Raw genomic sequence first — 20,246 nt, 5'->3', positions numbered from 1 at the left:
TTTTGAAGTAAAGTGCGAAAGCAGTTAGCAAGTAAGGGTATAGAAATACATTCATCCCAGCTTTAGAGGATGGGATAGATAAAGCCAATCCGATTAGAAAGAAAATATTACTTCGCACTAAGATGTCATAAGACTTTGTCACTTTGTTGTCTCTCATTTCATAATATATCAATTAGTAAGGGTCACCGCGATTGCTGCGGGTAGGCTTATAGGTTCAAAGCACTTAATGTCCGTTTGATCGCTCCTTTGTTAGACTGAACAAAGCTCTTTGCTACTTCCCCAATTTGGGCCCTATGTGATGGATCTTTCATTAGCGCTAGAATGGTGGTCGAAGCGGTTGCTGTGTCGTCTATGATATAGCATGCTCCAAGCTGGTGTAATTGTTCAGTGATGTCTTTGAAATTAAAATAACTAGGCCCTGTTACCATTGGGATACCAAGTGCAGCAGGTTCCAAAAGATTGTGCCCTCCTACTTTGTCACCCAGTAGACTACCCCCCATAAAGCAAACATCAGATGCGGACAGAAGAGTCATCATTTCCCCCATGGTATCGCCCAAAAAGACCTCTGTATTTGGAGTGATAGGCTGCTTCTCAGTTCGTCTAGTAACCGTGAAGCTGTGTTTTTTAGTAGCATCAAGCACGCTTTGAAAACGTTCTGGGTGTCTTGGTACCAGAATCATCAGAGTCTCAGGCAACTGCCTTAGAATTTCTCTATGGACAGCTAGTAATAGCTCATCTTCTCCTTCATGAGTGCTAGAAGCGATCCAGACCGGGCGATCTGCCATCTGTTGTCGCAGTTTTTTACCCACTTCAATATCTTGTTCATTAACGGAAATATCAAACTTAAGCGAGCCCGTGACATTAACTTTTTCTGGTTGGACGCCGAGACGAATAAATCGCTCAGCGTCATCTTGGTGTTGGCAGAGAAAGGTTGAAATACGGCTAGATAGCAGGTTGAAAATAGGCTGAACCTTGGCATAGCGTTGACAAGAACGCTCGGAAAGCCGGGCGTTAAGTATGGTAATCGGGATGCCGTTTTTTGCTACCCAGTGTAGAGTGTTTGGCCAAAGCTCAGTTTCTACAATAAGAAGTTGACTTGGATGGATTGCTTTTAAGAATCCTTTCACAGCAAAACCAAAATCGAGCGGCATATAACGATGCTCGATTATATCTCCTAACTTACAGGCTTGCTCTGCTCCTGTTGGTGTTGTTGTGGTCAATACAATAACCGTTTCCGGGTGAGCTTTCTTGAGCCTTTTAATCAGTGGAGATATTGCAATGACTTCACCGACAGAGACAGCATGAATCCATATAGGCTGAGAGCTAGTGTTTGAGAGAACAGGCGTAAACCCAAAATGTTCTTTCCATCGCTCACCAACACTCGGCTTGCCCTTTTTCTTTTTAAACAAACCGTATAGAAAAAAAGGACTGACAATGATGAGCAATAACGTATAGATTTGACGTAGCATTGCTCTACCTATGTTCTTGCAAGTTGTATCTTTCAGGCGTTGATTGCAGGAAAGTTTCCACTTGATCGGCGTAGTTCACCTTGTATGAATACTTAATGCTGTCGTGAGAGGCAAGTAAGTTGATCATAATAATATAAACGCAGAACAATGGTGCGATCTTGTTCATTAACTGGGGCTTCTCGTTGCTCCACTTCTGCACCGCGAACAACATTGGAATAATCGCAATTGGGTAGACCAGAATCAAATGCCAATAAGAAAATGTAATTGGCGATAAGGCTGCACTAACTAGCACCCCAATTACGGCACCAAAAGCATACAGTTTAAGCCATAACGACTTGTCAGAAAGGGCTTCTGTAGATGTTGAACGTTTAATTTTGCTTTTGATTTGTTGCCACCAGTCCCAGTTCGCTTTTATTGAAACCAGCACACTGAGTCCGCCAACAATAAAAATGAGACCTTTCCAAGCGTATAAAGAAGTCATTCTCAACCACTCGATACTGGTAAGCCAATCAAACTCACTATATGCAATCACCTTATTTGAAAAAAGCAGAGAGGCGTAACGGAACCAATATATTAGTGCTTTGAGCATCGGATAGACGTGAACTAGCCCGTAGCCAATGTAGCGATCGCTTTCTCGGCTGAGCTGCTCATTAACCATGTACTCGAGCAGATATGGAATCAAGGATAGTCCAAGCGCCAGCAAAGCAACCATGACTCCAAGCCATGAGACTTTCCCCATGCCTCGATAAAGCAGATAAAGAGAAAGTACAGCCAGCACAGGCCAGGAATAATGAAGCTGCATTGCTAAGCCGATAGACAGAATATGCAAGAAGGTATACAGGAACGTATTGCCACCTTCGCGCATTTTAAATGCACTCCAAAGATGCAAAGCAGCAAAAAAGCACAAATAAGATGGATTGTAGAGCAGACTGTCATATAGCAGCCACGGATTTAACCAGTACAGTGCTAACAGTGCCAAACGCATTGGATTGTCGAAAACTTGCTTAATTACCGAGTCTAAAAAAAACAGTGACAAAATGCGCAGCACAAATAACAAAACTACTGGGGCCCAGGGTGAGTCCCAGAACAATAGAGGTCCGGCTACCAACCAGGTTGTTAGTGAGCCTGGTACGCTGCCGACAGCACTGGCGGCATTACCAAAGTTAGTCCAGATGCCGGAGTAAGCCGCCAAGTAACCTTTGTGCAGCATTTGTGTTTGATCGCCCGCAATGACTTGATTGCTGGCGTAAACGAACGCAAAGACCAAACCAACCAAAAAGCCCATAAAATAAAGGGCTGAAAAATGCTTTTCTAGGAATGCTTTTGATAACATGAGTTCACTCTAGAGATTATTTGTTAATGGCAGCATCGTTTGGCTCCGAAAAGGTCCAAACTTTATGAACGACATAGGTAATGACGGGCAATATCACCACCACAATCAATACTCGAATATAGCTGTTAACATCACTGAATAGCTCACTAATGCCTTGTGCTGCCATCAGCGAGGCAAATTGAACAGCGAAAAACCTAACGGCATTCCCCCAGTTGACTTTGTTCTTGAATACAATGAGCGTCTGAGCAAAGTAAGAAAAAAAGAACGCAATAGTAAAACCACAAACATTGGCGTAGAACACATTGTCTTGAATAAAATGCAGAAACAGAAAGGCAACAGCAATGTGAATTGCCGTTGCCATACCACCTGTAAAAATGAATCTTACTATCCGATACTGGAGTAATCGGTTAAGGATGTCAGTCATTTTGCTTCTCTTCAGGGGCGTCTTGGTACTTGTCACTCTCAACAATATAGCTAGGGCGACGTTTAGATTCCATGTAGAGTCTGCCTACATATTCACCCAACACGCCAATGCCTATTAATTGCACACCACCCAAAAATAGAATGACGGTAATCAAAGAGGCATAACCAGGAGAGTCGATACCAAAGATCAGCGTCTTAATGACAGTGATGCTCAGGTACAGAAAGGCAAAGGCTGAAATGACGCTGCCAATATAGAGCCAAATACGCAGCGGCGCAGTACTGAAACTGGTGATGCCATCTAGTGCAAAGTTCCACAGCTTCCACCCATTGAAACTGGTCTCTCCGGCTTCGCGTGACTCACGTTTATATTCGACAACCGTTGTTTTGAAACCTACCCAAGAAAAAATCCCTTTCATAAAGCGCTGGTTTTCAGGTAACAACTGAATTGCCTTGAGTACTCGTCTGTTGATTAAGCGAAAATCTCCAACATTTTCTGGGATCTCTACGTGTGCTACGGCGTTATGAAACTTATAAAACAGCTCGGCAGAGAGTTTTTTTGCCCATGAATCGGTACTACGATCGACTCGTTTTGCCACTACAACATCAAACCCCTTATTCCATTCGCGTAGAAAATCATGAATCAATTCAGGGGGGTCTTGCAAGTCGGCGTCGATTGGGATGATGACTTCTCCGCGAGCCAGATCCAGTCCTGCAGTCAGCGCTGCCTCTTTACCAAAATTACGAGACAGGTTGACGGTCCGAACGTGATGATCTTGTTCTCTTAAAGATTCCATCACACTTAGAGTGTCGTCTTTACTGCCATCATTAATTAAAATGACTTCGTAGTTGTACCCGGTTTCTTGTAGGACCGATGAAATTCGTTCCATGAAAATAGTTAGTACGGCCTGTTCGTTATAACAAGGGCATACTATAGAGATAATGGGCGCGGAGTTTGACATAAGTAACCTATAGAGCGTGTTTAACTGCGTCAATAATCTGTTGATTCGACGGGATATCACCATTAGCGTTCATAACAATATGATGGCGTCCGTCGAGAGGAGTGTAGCGAAATGGTACGGTCGAGTAAAAAATACCAACGGTTGGAGTATGCGTTGAGACCGCTACGTTCCTCACTCCTGTATCCGGTGCCACCACCAATTTTGCTTTTGAAACGTAACTGATGAGTTCGTCCAAAGGCAAACAAGGCTGGATTTTGAAGTTGTCATGTGCTTCTAGGTGACGGACAAAATCACCTTTTTCAAAATCGTTTTTGCCTTCCAGATAGACATGGTCATAGTCAGGAAGTTCCTTCACCGCGCTCTCAAGTAGTTGTTTCATTTGTTGTTCAGACAGTATTTTCGACTTAGTAGAAGCACCGTTGAAGTAAAGTATTTGCAGTTTATCCTCTGTTGACTGCACGACATCTAAATTGCTTGGGTAGGCAAAATCCAGAGGCCTCTGTGGAGCGTGACCTAGCATTTTCAACATATCTAACATGCACTCCACTTCAGGCTGATAGTCTGACCGAAATACGGAGATGTTGTAGAGAGTGCCATTCAAGTATGGTTTGTAGGGAAAGCCAAATTTCAACTTTGCTTTACTTAGAGCCACCATCCAATAGGAACGTGCAGTGCCCGCCAAGTCAAAAATAATATCTTGTTCGGGAAGTTGGGAGAACTCCTGATATTTTTTCTTGATTGTCATCTCAGCCTTTTTCTCTCGGCTAGATACAAAAATGGTTTCGTCGGTCAGATCAGACGGCATCCCATACTGATAGTTAGATACACCGACTAAGGTAATTTTCGCGTTCGGGAAAAATCGTCTGGCTTCAGTCAGAAAGGGACGCACAATCACTAAGTCACCTAGTGCTGCTTGACGAATGACGGTTATATTTTTGACTTTCTCTGGTGAAAAATCGTTGTGTAGATATTGCTGGGCTTTCTTTGAGATATAGCCGCCGCGCTCACACCAGTGGTATTTCATTGCAAATTCTCTTTTGAGTTTAGTTGATGGATTGCGTCCAGAATCCACTTTGGCGGCAAGTCCACCAAACATTTCAAGTGCCCAAGAGGGCATTCACGCTTAAAGCAAGGACGACATTCAATGTCAGTATGGATTATTTTCACGTTGTTGCCGAGTGGTGGCGTATAGTCCGGTGAACTTGAGCCATAAATAGCCACAATGTTGCAGCCCACTGCCGCTGAGACATGCATTAGCCCGGAGTCGTTGCTGATAACCGTATCGCATGCCGCCAAAAGATCAACTGCTTCGGTTAACGAGGTGCTTCCAGCCAAGTTATGACAATATTGCATCGCTTCAGGGGTCAGTGCTTTTCGTATGCTCTCGGTCACCTGTTTGTCTTTTTGCGAGCCGAACAACCAGACCTGATGACCCTCTTCAATCAGAGATTGTGCAATCTCAGCATAGTGTGCATCTGGCCAGCGTTTAGCCGGCCCAAATTCTGCACCGGGACACATGCCGTAGACCTTTCGAGACGTCGACAGGCTGAATTTATCGAGTGTCTGCTGTTGAATGGACGCGTCGATAGTAAATGCTGGACGGGGGCAAGATGGCAGCTTCACCTCCTGTAGCATGGTCTCCTTCGTCGACGCGAGCGCAACAAAACGTTCTACATAGTATTGAAACACTCGCTTATCTGGGCGTAAGTCATTGAGCAGGCCATAGCGCATTTCTCCTTTCCAGCCAATGCGCTTCGGGATGCCAGCGAAAACGGGAATCAGTGCAGATTTGGCAGAGTTGGGTAAAACAAATGCATGGGTATAGCGTTCACCCTTCAACTTGCGACCCAATTTCCAACGCCCTTTGAGGTCAAAGGAGCCATGGCCGATAGGCATCTCTATCGCTCGATTGACCTGCGGCATCCTCTCCAAGATAGGTCTACACCAAGCAGGAGCCAGTACATCAATGCTGGCATTGGGATAGAGTTCTTTGAGGCGAATATACAGGCTTTGCGACATCACCATGTCGCCGATCCATGAGGGGCCAATAATTAGTGTTTTCATGGAGTTACCTTGGTATTAAGTCCTTTTTAAGGATGTTATAGTTTGTGCTCACTTTTAAAGTCTTATAGACCAATGTGATTCCATATCTGCGGGTGCGCTACAGCATATGCCGTAGCAGGATAACGTACAACCGCTTTTCGAAGTGTATCAATAACCTCATCGTCATGATGAGGTTATTGATACACTTGGTCACTAATGCCAACAACGCTGCAAGCGTTGCGTAGAGCGATCTTATCTTGTGCGTTATACGGTTTCTTTCAATAACGTCTTTAATTCTTAACCTGCCATCGGTCCATGCTCCTAATTTACTTCAACTATTTCGATGTAGGCTCAGCCTTCAGTATTACCTTTTTTCCTTCAATCATAATAAAGGCAGGAAAACGGATTTCATCACAGGCCCTAATGTAATCATAGGCTTGACCTATTGGCATATCTAGCGGGATTTCTGAATCTTCGGGTGTGCGTTTGCCTGCAACTATCTTTGTTTTGCTATTATCATTGGGTAGCAGGGTTAAATTCCCCTGAAATATTTTATCAAATAGATTAGTCAAAAACTTAGGCATGATATCATTCGCTTTACTTTGAATCTCATTCAAAGTAGAAAATTTTGAAATTTCAAATTTCTCTATATGAACAATATCTCCAGCATCAAGCTCATCGGTGATTATATGAGCCGTTACTCCATGATGACTTTCGTTGTTAATGAGTACATGAGGTACAGGGTGGTAGCCTTTGTACTCGGGTAGTATTGCAGGATGTACATTAATGGCGTATTTCGCAGAATTAATAATATTGCTTGATACGATTCTTCGCCAACCAAAAGTGATCAATATATCGGGTCTTTCTGCCAAAATATGTTGTTCAACATCTTGATAATTCAACTCTGTGAGCTTTCCACCCAGCACAGAGCTTAAGTGCTCTCTTGCTCCCTCGTCGAGTAGCGGCTCATTTTTAGGTATGATCACGCTATAATCAAAGCCGCTCAGATGCTTAAAGCTTTCTGAGTAGTCATAACCACTGAGAATAATGACTTTATTACAATTCACCAATATCTCCTTCGATCATCTCACGCATAAGTGGTTCACCATACTTAACGTCTTTAGTGAAAGTTTTGCCTAGCACGGCAGGGTAATACTTGGTTGCTAAACCATGAGCAGGGCGCACTGAACGCACATTCTCAGCAGAGATAACATCTCCTGCTTTAACATCCTGGCAAACGAACAGGGAGCGGCTAAACTGACGAATTTTCTTCATCTTATCGGTAAGTGTATAGTTCACTTTCCCGAGAGCTTTCTCAGTATTGCGGATAGTGTCGACAAGTGCTGTGAACTCGGTAGGATCAAGTGAGAAGCTTGAATCTGGACCTCCGAGGGATTTATCGAGAATAAAGTGTTTTTCTACCACACGTGCGCCAAGCGCGACCGCTGCCCCCGCGACTACATCCCCAAGAGTATGGTCAGATAGGCCAACTTCCACATCAAACGTGCTTTTTAGATTTGGAATAGTGAGCAGGTCCACCTCATCCAAAGGTGTTGGGTAAGCTGATGTACATTTTAGTAGAATAATCTCGTTGTTTCCTGCTGCACGGCACGTGTCTACCGCTAGCTCAATGTCTGCCAGGGTTGCGAGACCTGTAGACATGATAACAGGCTTACCTTTACGAGCAACGTAATCAATAAGAGGAATATCCATAAGCTCTGGAGAAGCAATCTTATAAGCAGGAACATCGAGCTTTTCTAGAAAATCAGCCGAACTAAAATCAAAAGGCGATGAAAAACAAATTAAGCCAAGTGAGTTGGCATATTCAATGAGCTGTTGATGCCATTCCCAAGGCGTGTGAGCTTGTTGATAAAGAGAGTGTAAGGTTTCACCATCCCATACCGTACCATGCTTTACCTTAAAAAGATCGCTATCGCAATCTAGCGTTAAGGTATCAGCTGTATAGGTTTGTAATTTAATTGCATCTGCGCCCACGTCTTTTGCTGCTTTAATCGTATCGAGTGCAACTTGTAAATCATGATTATGGTTAGCGGATAACTCTGCAATAATGAATGTTTTACTCTTGCTTGAAATTTCGAAGTTATCGATTTTTATAGACATGTTTATTTCTCACTATCTTCTAGTGTTATATAAAAGCCATGGGCTTCAATTAAGTTGGTTGCATCATTGCTAGGTTGACCTTGCTTAACTAGGTCGATGACAAAGTTGGTATTTTTCTCTTTTCTCTCAAGATACTCGTGGTAGTCCTTGAGGCCAAAAATAGTTCTTACAATAGCGGATTTTGGCTTGGTATTCGCTTGGAATGTAATAGGCTTACCCAAAGAAGCATCTAGTATTAGCTGCAAGTAGTCAACGGAAAGCGCGCTTTCAACCATCCAGTGCCTCCACCCTCCCATACGCGATGCTATTTCGATCATGGTTGGTTTTCCAGGCATACGAATTTCGATATGACACGCGCCATATTTAATATCAAACGCTTTAAGTGAATTAAAAGTAAACTGAGAAATTAATTGCAGCTCTTGCTTTGATATTAATGCTGGTAGCCGATGAGTTGTTTCAACAAAGTGTGGTGGTCCAGAAAAACCCATTTGTGTAATGGCTACGATCTGGTGCTGACCTTGTGAGCTGATCGTTTCAATACTGTACTGAGGCGCATCGACATACTCTTCAACTAGCACAATCTTATTAAACGAAACCTCCATAGCCTCTCGATAATAACGTACTAACTCTTGGGCATTTTTAGCTAACGCGACACCACGACCTGCGGAGCGGTCTGAAGCTTTTACTATCACAGGATATTGAATATTCAAAGACGAGAGCTCTTGCTCTGAGCGAACCTCGGTAGAAAGTGGAGTCGCAATATCATGTGATTGAAGCACTTTTTTCATGCGTGCTTTGTCTGTGGTATTGAGCGCTGCTTCTAAGCCGTTTGTTGCTAGTCCAAGCTCTTCTGCTACATAATTAGCAGTAATGTTGCCCTGCTCCGTCGCGACTGTACTAATACCAGCAATATTAAGTGACTTTGCTAGCTCTAGAACAGCAGCTAAATCGTCGATACTAATACAGTGGAAGTGATCTGCTATTTTGGCCCCAATACAAGAGGCGTCATAGTCAATAACATGAGCAATGAACTCATTCTCTTTTACTTTCTCGATAAAATCTTTTTGTAACTCGCTGCCGCCGATAATAATGTAATTTTTCACGTGATTGCCTCTGCTCTAACTATTTTTGCGACTCGTTTTGCCATCGCTTCATCACAGCGATAATCGTTGAATAGATTGACTATCTGGCAATGGATCATCTCTGCTACAGGGGCTTGCGTTGTGTCAAAGATATTAGCTAAAGACGCATAATGAGAGCTAGCAAAATCTCCATTTGAGAAGATAGAGTCTAACAACTGAGTTTTATTACTGACTAAAATAGAGAAGCGCCAATTATCGAACTCTTCACCAAGCCAAAGTTCAGGTTCTATTATCTGACGATAAATCGCATTATTTTGTGCTTTTCTATCCTTAGTTTCGACAATTTTTTTGCTGATTAACTGAAAATATTCCTCGAGAGAGTGGGGTAATACACGATTATCAAGCCAATTATCATAACGATATATAAACTTTTCCTTCGACTGTATCGAATAATTGAAGTCGGAGACTAATTTGTCATGTTCTACGTTATCGTAAGTAACATCTGGGCTGGAGTATCTAGCTGCTTGTGTTTTTGACAACCAACCATAACCACCGTAGCCTAGCTCAACATATTTAGAGTAGCCGGTACTAAAGAGTGTCATATCAATCGACTCAGAAAAAGCAGTAGCATCGATTTGTGGAATATCGAGGCACCGATCATCTATAATAACTGCTAAGTTTCTATGGGTGGCTTTAAGAGAGTCGAGATAGCTCTCCTGGTGCTTTGTATAACCAAAAGTTCGAACGAAGAGCAGACCTAAGTCATCTTCACTCTGTCTTAAAGACCGTTCCACGAGTTTGAGGTCTATACAAAGCGTTTTACGATCAATATCAAGCAACCGATAAGGTACTTTAGCTTTAATAAATGTAGCTAAAACAATCGGGCACACATTTGCCGGAACAAGAAAGCACATTGGTTTTTCCAATGAAATAAGAAAGTTATATAACACCCGAGAAGCTCGGTTCGCTGTAACCCACATGTTATTTTATCTCCGCGATTAGCTTATCTGCGCCATTTCCATCAATTAAGCTTTGTCCAAGCCGTGAAGCTTTTTCTCGAACTAGTTTAGGTTCGAGTTCGTCAATGCATTTGCCCAGATTAGTGAGAAAGTTGGCGTTGTCATACCATCCAGCAAAACGACTAAAGCCAAACTGTGCCCAATACTTAGACACTTCTTGATTATCGATAATTTGGAGTTGAACTGTTGGTAGTCCAACAGCAGCAAGCTCGTACATCGTGTGCCCACCAGTTGCAATCGCAAGGTCGGCCTGTTCCATTGCTTGTAACATATCAAGCTCTGAGGGAGAGTTAAGCAAAGTCACTTGGTTGTCAGAGACTAACTCTATTTCCTGTTGGTTCTGAAAACCAGGTCCAACAAAGACTATCAACTGGTATTCAGGGTAATTTGCCCTAAAGAAGGAAATAAGTACCGGAGATAGATTGCGGATATCGCTTCCCCCCATAGTGATCAATAGCTTATTTATCTTCTCATTAACTGTTCTGCTCGGTGGCGATTGAAAGGCTTGTTTCAAAGGTACATAACGTGGCGATGATAATGCTAGTCTCTGCTCACTGAGTAGGTGAGATTTAATAGACCAATCTATTCGGTTGTAAGATTGGTACTTCTCTTTATTGATATCATCAACAATATAGAGCTTTTTGCTGCGTGATTGAATTGCCTCTAAGTTAGTCACTTCGATATCTAGTACATCAACAATCACAGTATCATCCTGAGAAATATCTAGGCTATTGATATCACTCATCCAAGCAACGTCAGTTAAATCAATATCTGCAACGATTGGAGAGGTTCCACCATTATCAACCACCATTTCAACATGTTCGAAGTGTCCTTGAGCGGCATGAAAAATAGGTAAACACCGACCAAGGTGCCCATATCCATATGAGCCTCCAGCCATTGTTAATATTAACAGCATTGTAATGCCTTATATTTTAGCTCTGCGATAATCCAATCATCTTCAACATCAATATCTTGTGCCTGCAGCGGTGAGATATGCTCTGCCATACAGTTCTTGATGAAGAGTGTATTTTCTTTGATGACACTTTCTGTTTTTGCCCAATAATACTGACCTGAGTCATGATAACGGGCTGGTAAATCTTGTGAACGACTAAGAAGGTGCTCAGGCCAAACCATACCAATGGTGTTATCAGGCTTAACTTCCAGGCTACGCTGGATCGGATAAGAGAACTCTATTACGGGGAAAATGCCGTCTTTATTGTTTAATTTCATCGAATCATAAGCAGTTCGAATGCGATCATCGGTGACAAAAGGAGCTGTGGCAAATATGCAACACAGATGTGTTGGTTCTATGCCATCTTGTTGCTTTATTGTATCGAGAATCTCGGTGATAACATCAATGATAGGAGCATAATCGTCCGATGACTTACTTGAACGCATGAAAGGAACTTCAGCACCATATTGTTGTGCAACATCTGCAATTTCCTGGTCATCAGTTGATACGATAACTCTATCAAAACAACCAGAATTTAAGGCAGCTTCAATTGAGTAGGCAATAATCGGCTTACCATTAAATTCCTTAATATTCTTGCGTGGGATGCGCTTACTGCCGCCTCGGGCAGGGATGATAGCGATGTTCATCTATTGCTCCCTAAGGATTTTACTCAACATAGACACAACCGTGTTCTGCTGTTCATTTGTCATCAAATGGAACATTGGCAAAGATATAGCTTCTGAGTAATAACGTTCAGCTTCAGGGAAGTCACCTAAACTAAACCCCATCGTTTTATAATAAGGCTGCGTATGGACAGGAATATAATGTAGGTTCACACCAATACCTTGTTCACGCAATGCGTCAAACACTTCTTTGTGCGTTAAACCAATTTCATCTAGCTTCAAACGAATCACAAACAGATGTAAACCTGAATAGGTATTCTTTAACTGATGAGGTAGTACTAGCGGCAAATCAGATAAAAGTTCGTAATAACGAGTTGCTAAGCGATGACGAGCCTCCACGAAGCCATCCAAACGTTGCATTTGGCTTACACCAAGCGCCGCTTGTAGCTCTGTCATTCGATAATTAAACCCTAGGTCTATTTGTTGGTAGTACCAACCACCATGGCTCGCGCCAATCATTTGCTCTGAGTCACGAGTAATTCCATGGCTGCGTAGCAATGTCATTTTATTCGCAAGCGCTTTGCTATTAGTTAGTGCAGCACCACCTTCAGCGGTAGTGACGATTTTAACTGGATGAAAGCTAAATATCGTGATATCAGAATATTCACAGTTGCCAATCGGCTGACCGTAATATCGACCACCAATTGCGTGTGAGGCATCTTCAATGGTCTTAAAGCCATATTCTTTTGCCAGTTTACTGATAGCTTTCATGTCACAAGGCTGACCACAAAGATGCACCGGAACCACCACTTTTGGTAGTTTGCCTTCAGCTTTTGCATGAATCAACTTCTGCTCAAGCTTCTCGGGACACATGTTGTAGGTTTTAGGATCGATATCGACGAAGTCAACCTTAGCACCGCAGTACAGCCCACAGTTGGCTGATGCGACAAAGGTGACAGGAGAGGTCCACAACCAGTCACCCTCACCCAAGCCTAAAGCCAGACAGGCGATGTGCAGAGCGGATGTTGCGCTATTGACTGCTAATGCGTGTGCCGCTCCGGTATGAGCAGTAAGCATTGACTCAAACTCAGGTACCTTTGGTCCTTGAGTCAAAAAGTCAGAGTTAAGAACATCAACAACCGCGTCGATATCTTGCTGCGTAATCTCTTGTTTGCCGTATGGAATCACGTTATTGCTCACACTGTAAAGTTTGGATCAACATGCTCTTTGATAAGTTCACGTAGCCCTTCAATAGTTTCCCACTCGGTATTTGTCCCTGAGTTGTATTTGAAACCAAATGGTACTTTCTCTGCTTTATGGTGATTCAAGTAGTCTTCCTCTGTATATGTAAATGATACAGAAGGTAGAATGGCGTAGTACTTACCCAGGTCAATAGTATTGAGAGAGTCAGTATCGGTGATCATTTCTTCATGGAGTTTTTCCCCAGGTCGAATACCCACAACCTTCGTTTTACATTCAGGTGCGACCGCTTTTGCAATATCCATGATTTTATACGACGGGATCTTCGGTACAAAAATCTCGCCGCCAAGGTGGTGTTCTAACGCGTACATCACCATGTTAACGCCGTCTTGCAAAGAAATGTTGAATCGAGTCATCTCTTCATGAGTGATAGGTAACAGGCCTTCTTCTTTCTTCTTCAGGAAGAATGGGATAACAGAGCCTCTTGAGCCCATAACGTTACCGTAACGTACTACGCTAAAACGGATGTCTTTAGAGCCCTTAATGTTATTGGCTGCAGTGAACAATTTGTCTGAAGCAAGCTTCGTCGCACCATATAGGTTAATCGGAGCACATGCCTTGTCAGTGGAGAGTGCCACAACATCATGAACGCCGCACTGTAGGGCTGCATGAATCACGTTTTCCGCACCGTCAACGTTGGTCCGAATACATTCCGTAGGGTTGTATTCGGCGGTATCAACCTGTTTGATTGCTGCAGCATGAATAATCACATCCACGCCTTCACAGGCCTGAATCATGCGGTTTTGATCACGAACGTCACCGATGAAAAAGCGCAACTGAGGAAAATCTTTATGAGGATATTGTTGCTTCAGCTCGAATTGTTTCAGTTCATCTCTTGAGAAGATAATGATCTTCTTTACACCTTGATAGCGCTCGAGGATGGTTTTGATAAATTGTTTACCAAAAGAGCCAGTGCCTCCGGTAATCAAAACAGTCTTATTGTTTAACATAATTTTATACTTAATCGTTTATATGACCAACACAAAAGCTAGCCAGAGTGAATTCTTCACCGAAATTATAGTTTAAATGCCCTTTCTTGAGTTGGAAAGGAGAAACTGTTTAACGCTTTAAAGTATTAAATGCTTCAAGGCGATGCTCTACGTTGGTGATTCCCTCGAACCAATGAGGTTGAATATAATCATCCGCTTGTGTTACTACTCTGTGAATTACCAAATTAGGGTAAATCTTGGGAAGCGTAAACATGGTTGTGGATGCAATGGAGTACATGTGAACTATTGTGGGATGCTGTGACAGTTCGACCTCTAAAGGGAGTGGTGACTGATTCACTTCGATACCTTCCATTTTTGATAGTCGGTCTAGAAAATTTGGGTCCTCACACCTATGGGGGAAATAACGAAGCTTGTGCCCAGGGTTATCTCTCTTTGCATGTTGGATGTAAGCCAAGTAGTTAGCTTCTTTAATGCCATTCGAAGAGACAAAAGGTTGGCCGATGAAAGCAATCTCCGGTTCCCCTTTTTTGCCTTGTTCTGAGTCTATTAAGCTAGCCATCAAAGCAGACATGTCATTGAATACAACTTTAGGATATTGACTAAATTCTTTTTGGAAAATACTAAAAAACTCTACGTGATCGTACTTCAGTTCTCGAGGTAATTGGATGCCCTGCAGAAGGAATAAAGCTGCTTTCCAATTAAAGGAGTATTTTTGGACGTACTGTTCCTGGTAGATTTTGGGGATTTCAACAAAAGATGCAGTACCATCGTCGACCAGAATCTCCCTAGTAACAGTAAACTGCCCTAAAATCGCGCGTGCGTATATGTGCGTTGGTTCGGAGTGAACTAAAGTAACAGAGGTCGCTGTGAGTATTGACTTTAACCGATTGAGTGCTGGACGTAGGGTGCTCAGTTTGTGTTTATGAGAGATGAAATAAACGTTCGTCCAGCTCTGACGTTCAAGAAGTTTCTTTATGGCTTTGCCACCTCGACTTTCTCTGTCAACTGGAAGCAGAATAACATCATTCTTGAGTCCATAATGAAGTTTTGCTTCGTAGCAAAATAGGAGCTGGAGGGGAGAGAGCGCGATGAAGATGCTCTCGACGCTTTTAGTACTCTTGGTAGTCGTCATTACTTTGCTTTCCTAAACAAATAATTACCGCGCACCTTACGCCATAACCCAAACACATCGGTTTTCGGGAAAATCGCAATACGGCGGATCTGGTACGGGTCTTTATGAAATTGAAGAGGCCCGGAGTTAGTCGCAACCGCATATTGGTATCCAGCTTCTTTTGCTATGTTCTTGGAGGCTTGATTGTGCTCACCAAACGGATACGCAAAAGAAGTTAGGTTTTTACCTAAGATAGCCTCTAGCGTTTGCTTATTCTCAACAATCTCGTGGCGCTGCTGTTCATCGCTCAGCGTATCAAGTTTTGGGTGTGAAAGTGTGTGTCCGCCAATTTCAATATGGCCAGATTCTGCGAGTTGTAAAACTTGCTCGTTATCCATTAATGGCACAGACTTCTCAGGATTACTTGGATTTTCAACATCCCAACGGTTAAAAGTTTCACCAGTAACCACATAAACCACGGCTTTGAAGTTGTATTTTTGTAAAACGGGGAGCATCAGCTCTAAGTTATCGACATAGCCATCATCGACCGTCAACATAATGTAACGCTTACCTGCTTCGAGCCTGCGAATTAAACGCCCATCCTGCAGATCCTCAAACGTCAGTGTTTCAAATCCCATCTTTTTCAATAGAGCCATATGCTTATCAAACATATCGATATGCAGGTAGGTACCGTGAACGCCTTTGCCACTGTCATCTTTAATAAAGCGGTGATACATGATTACAGGCATTTCACGCTTTAGTGTAGTGACATAGACGTCTTGATAAATTTTCTCTATTTGGTCAACAATCGAAGAGAGAGTATAGTGTTCGCGTATAGTATCGCTGGTGGCCATTGAGCAATGTGCAGTCGTGAGTCCTTGCTCTACAAAGGAAGGAATCGAGCTAAAGTCGATATCGAGATCTTTTGGCCCTATATCGCCAAAGTTTGTGGCCATCGCCTCTGAAACATTTGCTTCGTCGACCATACCAATGCACTTCGCTTCACCTATAGCCAGAGTAGGGCGGCCACAAAGCAAGGATTCCATCGCAACGCGTCCGGCTCCAATCACTAAATCTGCTTCACTTAGCATTGTCGGTACATCATTGGTATAACCAACAAAGTTGACGGTTGATTTAAACTTTTCGAATCTTGTTTCAAACTTAGAGCCAGTGACCACACGAATGTCGTATTTGTCAGCGTTTAAACACTCATCAAGCAGACGATAACATAAGTCACCTTTCGGGCCCGTCAAACGACCCACAATAGTAATCACGGGTTTTGCGTTGTCAGGTGCTTCAACCCATTTGAAGTTGTCAGTCTCAATACCATTGCGACTCACCTCCATCTGCTCTAAAGGGACTGCTAAATCGTTGTGTAGTTGATCGCGAATCGCCTCACAAACAGGTAGCGCTCTATCACCCATAGCATGAAACTTTTTACGCGAAGCATGCACGGGTTGACGACCATGTACGGTTGTTACCATAGGGGTACCAGTTAGCTTACAAGCTACATGGCAGCTCCAGCTTGACGCACGAGAGTGAGCATGCACTAACTGGATATTATGCTTCTTAATTAGGTAAATAAGATAACCAACATGCCAAAAACGGCGTGGCACACTGCGTTTGTTAAAGCGCAATGAGAAAAATGGGCCGTCATGAGGTTTTGTCAGCGTATCAGAGACATAAAACACATTATGACCCCGAGCGGTGATTTCGTTACCTACCGTAGTAGCGTAAACCTCAGCCCCAGTGACTTCAAGCTGGGACAGGGCCATAAGAATATTCATCAATAAACTCTTTCTAGATTATTCAGTTTTCATGCCGTCAGGGGTATTTTTTGAGTAAATCCCTGCATAGGCAGGGATTTACTCTCCAGGATGACTAAACTTCAACCAAAATTCTTAAACGTAGAAGCACCTTGTTACTTATTCACGATCGCCAAATACTCAGCAACACCTTCAGCAACAGTCTTAAACTCGATATCACAACCAGCAGCACGTAAGTTGGTTAAATCAGCTTGAGTAAACTCTTGATAAGCACCTTTCAAATGGTCAGGGAATGGGATGTTTTCAATTTCCCCTTTACCGTGGTGCTTGATCGCCGCTTCTGCAATAGCCTCAAATGTCTCTGCATTGCCGGTACCGCAGTTAAAAATGCCCGAAACGCCATTTTCCATAAACCATAGATTTACTTTAGCTACGTCACCAACATAAACGAAGTCGCGCTTAAACTGGGCGCTACCTTCAAATAGTTTTGGATTCTCTCCAGCATTCATTTGGTTATTCAAATGGAATGCCACAGAAGCCATGCTGCCTTTGTGCTGCTCACGTGGGCCATAAACGTTGAAGTAACGGAATCCAGTAATTTGTGACAGTTTTTCGCCGTGTGCTTCCGCGTCAGCAGTTAGACGACGGACATAGTTATCGAACTGTTGTTTAGAGTAACCGTAAACGTTTAGTGCACCTTCATACTGGCGCTCTTCCTTAAATACAGTCGTCTCACCATAAGTTGCCGCAGAAGAGGCATAAAGGAACGGAATTTCACGCTCTAGACAGTAGTGAAGTAACTCTTTTGAATACTCATAGTTATTCAACATCACATACTTACCATCCCACTCTGTCGTAGCTGAACATGCTCCTTCGTGGAATACCGCTTCGATAGATCCAAAATCATCGCCAGCCATAACTTGCGTTAAAAAGTCATCGCGATCCATATAGTCAGTAATATCAAGGTCAACCAAGTTTTTGAACTTACGTCCATTTTTAAGGTTGTCGACTACCAGAATATCATTTAAGCCTGCTTCGTTAAGCGCTTTGATAATGTTGCTGCCAATCATGCCAGCACCGCCAGTTACAATGATCATAAAACGGTTCCATTTGAATAGGATAATTCAGTTGAGTATATAAGATTTCCACGTAGCTTCAAAGCAAGGGAACTAAGTTCTCAGGAAGTACCAGAGTAGAAATTAATGCTTTTCCAAAGCATGTTGACGCAGGTTCTACTCTGAGACTGACAATTGTTTGATTCTATGCGACAGAAGTTAGAATGTTATGAACTAGAGCATTGACGTTCGCTACCGGCCTACAGTAGGTCTATGTTGATAGGCATGACAACTGGAGATAGGTATGCAGTTAGCACCAAATGTAGAAGTGACACATCATGGAGGCAAAGACACAGTGACAGGTTCCTGTCATGAATTGGCAATAAATGGTGAATCTGTGCTAATTGATTGTGGGCTTTTTCAAGGAGCGGATTCTTACAATCAGACTCTGAAGATCGATTTCAGCTTAAAGCATGTGCGTGCTTTGATTCTGACGCATGCCCACATCGATCATATTGGTAGGTTACCGTGGTTGTTTGCCGCAGGGTTTCGTGGGCCTATTTATTGCACCCAGGCAACGGCTTATTTGGTTCCATTAATGTTATCCGATGGTCTTAAACTAACGCTGGATCTATCTAAAAGCAAAAGAACGCAATTCATTGATTTAATTTTTAAGCATCTGAAACCTATAAACTACTCAGAATGGACACCTATCAAGTCGAATTATGGAGGTTATTTCACTTATGTAAGATTCAATCTCGCCGGACACATTTTAGATAGTGCCTATATTGAGTTAAAACTGCCAAAAGATGAAATAGCAGTATTCTCTGGAGATTTAGGACCTAATCATACGCCATTACTACCAGACCCCATTCCCCCCAAACGTGCTGACTACCTATTTCTAGAATCTACCTACGGTAACAAATGCCATGAATCGATCGATAAACGCACTGAAAGGTTATTGGCCATTATTAAACGAAGTTTAAAAGATGGAGGCGCGATCATTGTGCCTGCCTTTAGTGTTGGCCGAACACAGGAGTTGTTGTTTGACATTGAGTCACTACTGCATCATCACCAACTGCAATCGACGATTCCTATCATTGTTGACTCTCCCATGGCAGCCAAAGTCACTAAGGCTTATCGTCGTTATCGTAAGTTGTGGTCTAAAGAAGCGAAGCAGAAGATCCAGCAAGGTCGCCAACCTTTGAATTTCCTGCAGTGTGTAGTTATTGAAAGTCATCAGGAACATTGTCGAGTGGTGAATAGACTAGCATCGACAGGAGAGGCTGCGATTGTCATCTCGGCATCTGGTATGTGCCAAGGAGGCAGAGTAGTTGATTATCTAAAAGCTTTACTTCCAGACAGACGAGCAGACATAGTGTTCTGTGGTTATCAAGCGAATGAAACGTTAGGTCGTGATATTCAAATAGGTAAGGAACAAGTTTGGATAGACGGTACTAGTATCGAAATGAATGCAATGGTTCATACAGTATCAGGTTACTCAGCGCACGCCGATAGAGATGATCTCATAATGTTTGTAACAGGTTGTAGGGAGTACTTAAAACAATTGCATCTGATTCATGGAGATAGTGAAGTTAAAGCGGATTTTGCACGTTTGCTCAAAGAAGAACTAGTGGATGTGGAAGTAGTGAAATGAACATCATATATAAACAGACTCTCGCTCTGTATTTCATCAATGACGAGCGGCATGTTGATTTTGTACTTTAATGTCATAATTGTGTAAATTTGAACTACCTCATACTTTCATAAAGCCAGCCTATATAGAGAGAGGGATTTATCTTTATCTTGCGCCTTTTTTAATGAACAATACTCGCAGAAATGGAAATTTGAGGGCGAAAAGAGCATACAAGTGCCAATTGCCCAGAAGGAAAAATCAAGCGATAGAGCGAACTTAGAAGGATGATTACGTTTGAGCTTGAAATGATGTCAGTCAGTTGTAGCTAGTTGTCTAATTCTTACCTCCCTTCATTTGATACTTATTAACTAGCGGCCAATGGTGTTTATCTGAATTTGGTTTTCTTATCTTTGTTGTAATGTTTGAGCGGTCGCGAATCAAATT

General features: G+C 42.6%; 18 protein-coding genes. 1 reads left to right on the top strand and 17 read right to left on the bottom strand.

Translation table 11 applies throughout. The features are described 5' to 3' along the window. Positions 1 to 206 precede the first annotated feature (206 nt). The 17 genes from waaA to rfaD all read right to left on the bottom strand — a co-directional run bounded on the left by waaA (position 207) and on the right by rfaD (position 18,208). Entirely contained in the window at positions 207 to 1,469 is a 1,263-nt protein-coding gene (gene waaA, locus L2W36_RS18780) for a lipid IV(A) 3-deoxy-D-manno-octulosonic acid transferase (protein WP_236111118.1), read from the bottom strand. A gap of 4 nt (positions 1,470 to 1,473) precedes the next feature. Beyond that, a complete protein-coding gene (locus L2W36_RS18775) occupies positions 1,474 to 2,802 on the bottom strand; it encodes a 3-deoxy-D-manno-octulosonic acid transferase (protein WP_236111115.1) in 1,329 nt (442 codons plus the stop codon). Positions 2,803 to 2,818: 16 nt separating this feature from the next. Then, a complete protein-coding gene (locus tag L2W36_RS18770; RefSeq protein ID WP_236111112.1) occupies positions 2,819 to 3,226 on the bottom strand; it encodes a GtrA family protein in 408 nt (135 codons plus the stop codon). Beyond that, positions 3,219 to 4,184, bottom strand: coding sequence for a glycosyltransferase family 2 protein (locus L2W36_RS18765; protein WP_236111110.1), 966 nt, complete (start codon positions 4,182 to 4,184; stop codon positions 3,219 to 3,221). The genes L2W36_RS18770 and L2W36_RS18765 overlap by 8 nt, the downstream gene beginning before the upstream one ends. A 7-nt stretch (positions 4,185 to 4,191) precedes the next feature. Further along, a complete protein-coding gene (locus tag L2W36_RS18760; RefSeq protein WP_236111108.1) occupies positions 4,192 to 5,208 on the bottom strand; it encodes a glycosyltransferase family 9 protein in 1,017 nt (338 codons plus the stop codon). Continuing rightward, on the bottom strand, positions 5,205 to 6,248 hold the full coding sequence (gene waaF, locus L2W36_RS18755) for a lipopolysaccharide heptosyltransferase II (RefSeq protein ID WP_236111106.1): 1,044 nt from the start codon (positions 6,246 to 6,248) through the stop codon (positions 5,205 to 5,207). The genes L2W36_RS18760 and waaF overlap by 4 nt, the downstream gene beginning before the upstream one ends. Before the next feature lie 314 nt (positions 6,249 to 6,562). After that, on the bottom strand, positions 6,563 to 7,294 hold the full coding sequence (locus tag L2W36_RS18750) for a formyltransferase family protein (protein WP_236111103.1): 732 nt from the start codon (positions 7,292 to 7,294) through the stop codon (positions 6,563 to 6,565). Then, complete coding sequence (gene pseI, locus L2W36_RS18745) at positions 7,284 to 8,348, bottom strand: pseudaminic acid synthase (RefSeq protein ID WP_236111102.1); 1,065 nt, start codon at positions 8,346 to 8,348, stop codon at positions 7,284 to 7,286. The genes L2W36_RS18750 and pseI overlap by 11 nt, the downstream gene beginning before the upstream one ends. 2 nt (positions 8,349 to 8,350) lie before the next feature. Continuing rightward, positions 8,351 to 9,451 (bottom strand): ATP-grasp domain-containing protein, encoded by a 1,101-nt coding sequence (locus L2W36_RS18740; RefSeq protein WP_236111099.1) that lies wholly within the window; start codon positions 9,449 to 9,451, stop codon positions 8,351 to 8,353. Then, positions 9,448 to 10,410 carry a hypothetical protein gene (locus L2W36_RS18735; RefSeq protein WP_236111096.1) on the bottom strand — a complete coding sequence of 321 codons (963 nt, stop codon included), beginning with the start codon at positions 10,408 to 10,410 and terminating at the stop codon, positions 9,448 to 9,450. The genes L2W36_RS18740 and L2W36_RS18735 overlap by 4 nt, the downstream gene beginning before the upstream one ends. Before the next feature lies 1 nt (position 10,411). Next, the gene (locus tag L2W36_RS18730) at positions 10,412 to 11,365 is read right to left on the bottom strand and encodes a hypothetical protein (protein ID WP_236111093.1); all 954 of its coding nucleotides are present in this window, start codon (positions 11,363 to 11,365) and stop codon (positions 10,412 to 10,414) included. Further along, on the bottom strand, positions 11,356 to 12,048 hold the full coding sequence (gene pseF, locus L2W36_RS18725; protein ID WP_236111091.1) for a pseudaminic acid cytidylyltransferase: 693 nt from the start codon (positions 12,046 to 12,048) through the stop codon (positions 11,356 to 11,358). Before pseF ends, L2W36_RS18730 begins: the two co-directional genes overlap by 10 nt. Continuing rightward, complete coding sequence (pseC, locus tag L2W36_RS18720) at positions 12,049 to 13,224, bottom strand: UDP-4-amino-4,6-dideoxy-N-acetyl-beta-L-altrosamine transaminase (protein ID WP_236111090.1); 1,176 nt, start codon at positions 13,222 to 13,224, stop codon at positions 12,049 to 12,051. It abuts the gene before it with no gap. Next, complete coding sequence (gene pseB, locus L2W36_RS18715) at positions 13,221 to 14,234, bottom strand: UDP-N-acetylglucosamine 4,6-dehydratase (inverting) (RefSeq protein ID WP_236111088.1); 1,014 nt, start codon at positions 14,232 to 14,234, stop codon at positions 13,221 to 13,223. Before pseB ends, pseC begins: the two co-directional genes overlap by 4 nt. Positions 14,235 to 14,343: 109 nt before the next feature. Continuing rightward, positions 14,344 to 15,366: a polysialyltransferase family glycosyltransferase gene (locus L2W36_RS18710; protein ID WP_236111082.1), complete on the bottom strand. Its 1,023-nt coding sequence runs from the start codon at positions 15,364 to 15,366 to the stop codon at positions 14,344 to 14,346. Next, positions 15,366 to 17,132: a polysaccharide deacetylase family protein gene (locus L2W36_RS18705; RefSeq protein WP_236111081.1), complete on the bottom strand. Its 1,767-nt coding sequence runs from the start codon at positions 17,130 to 17,132 to the stop codon at positions 15,366 to 15,368. Before L2W36_RS18705 ends, L2W36_RS18710 begins: the two co-directional genes overlap by 1 nt. 134 nt (positions 17,133 to 17,266) lie before the next feature. Next, positions 17,267 to 18,208: an ADP-glyceromanno-heptose 6-epimerase gene (rfaD, locus tag L2W36_RS18700; RefSeq protein WP_236111076.1), complete on the bottom strand. Its 942-nt coding sequence runs from the start codon at positions 18,206 to 18,208 to the stop codon at positions 17,267 to 17,269. 262 nt (positions 18,209 to 18,470) lie between these two features. Here rfaD and L2W36_RS18695 point away from each other — a divergent pair, with 262 nt between their 5' ends. Further along, entirely contained in the window at positions 18,471 to 19,823 is a 1,353-nt protein-coding gene (locus L2W36_RS18695; RefSeq protein WP_236111067.1) for an MBL fold metallo-hydrolase RNA specificity domain-containing protein, read from the top strand. The last annotated feature ends 423 nt before the right edge of the window (positions 19,824 to 20,246 follow it).

The sequence above is a fragment of the Vibrio sp. McD22-P3 genome (genome assembly GCF_021568915.1).
GTDB classification, from domain to species: domain Bacteria; phylum Pseudomonadota; class Gammaproteobacteria; order Enterobacterales; family Vibrionaceae; genus Vibrio; species Vibrio mediterranei.
Note: the sequence above shows the minus strand (reverse complement) of the source record. Positions and strands in the feature narration are given on the sequence as shown.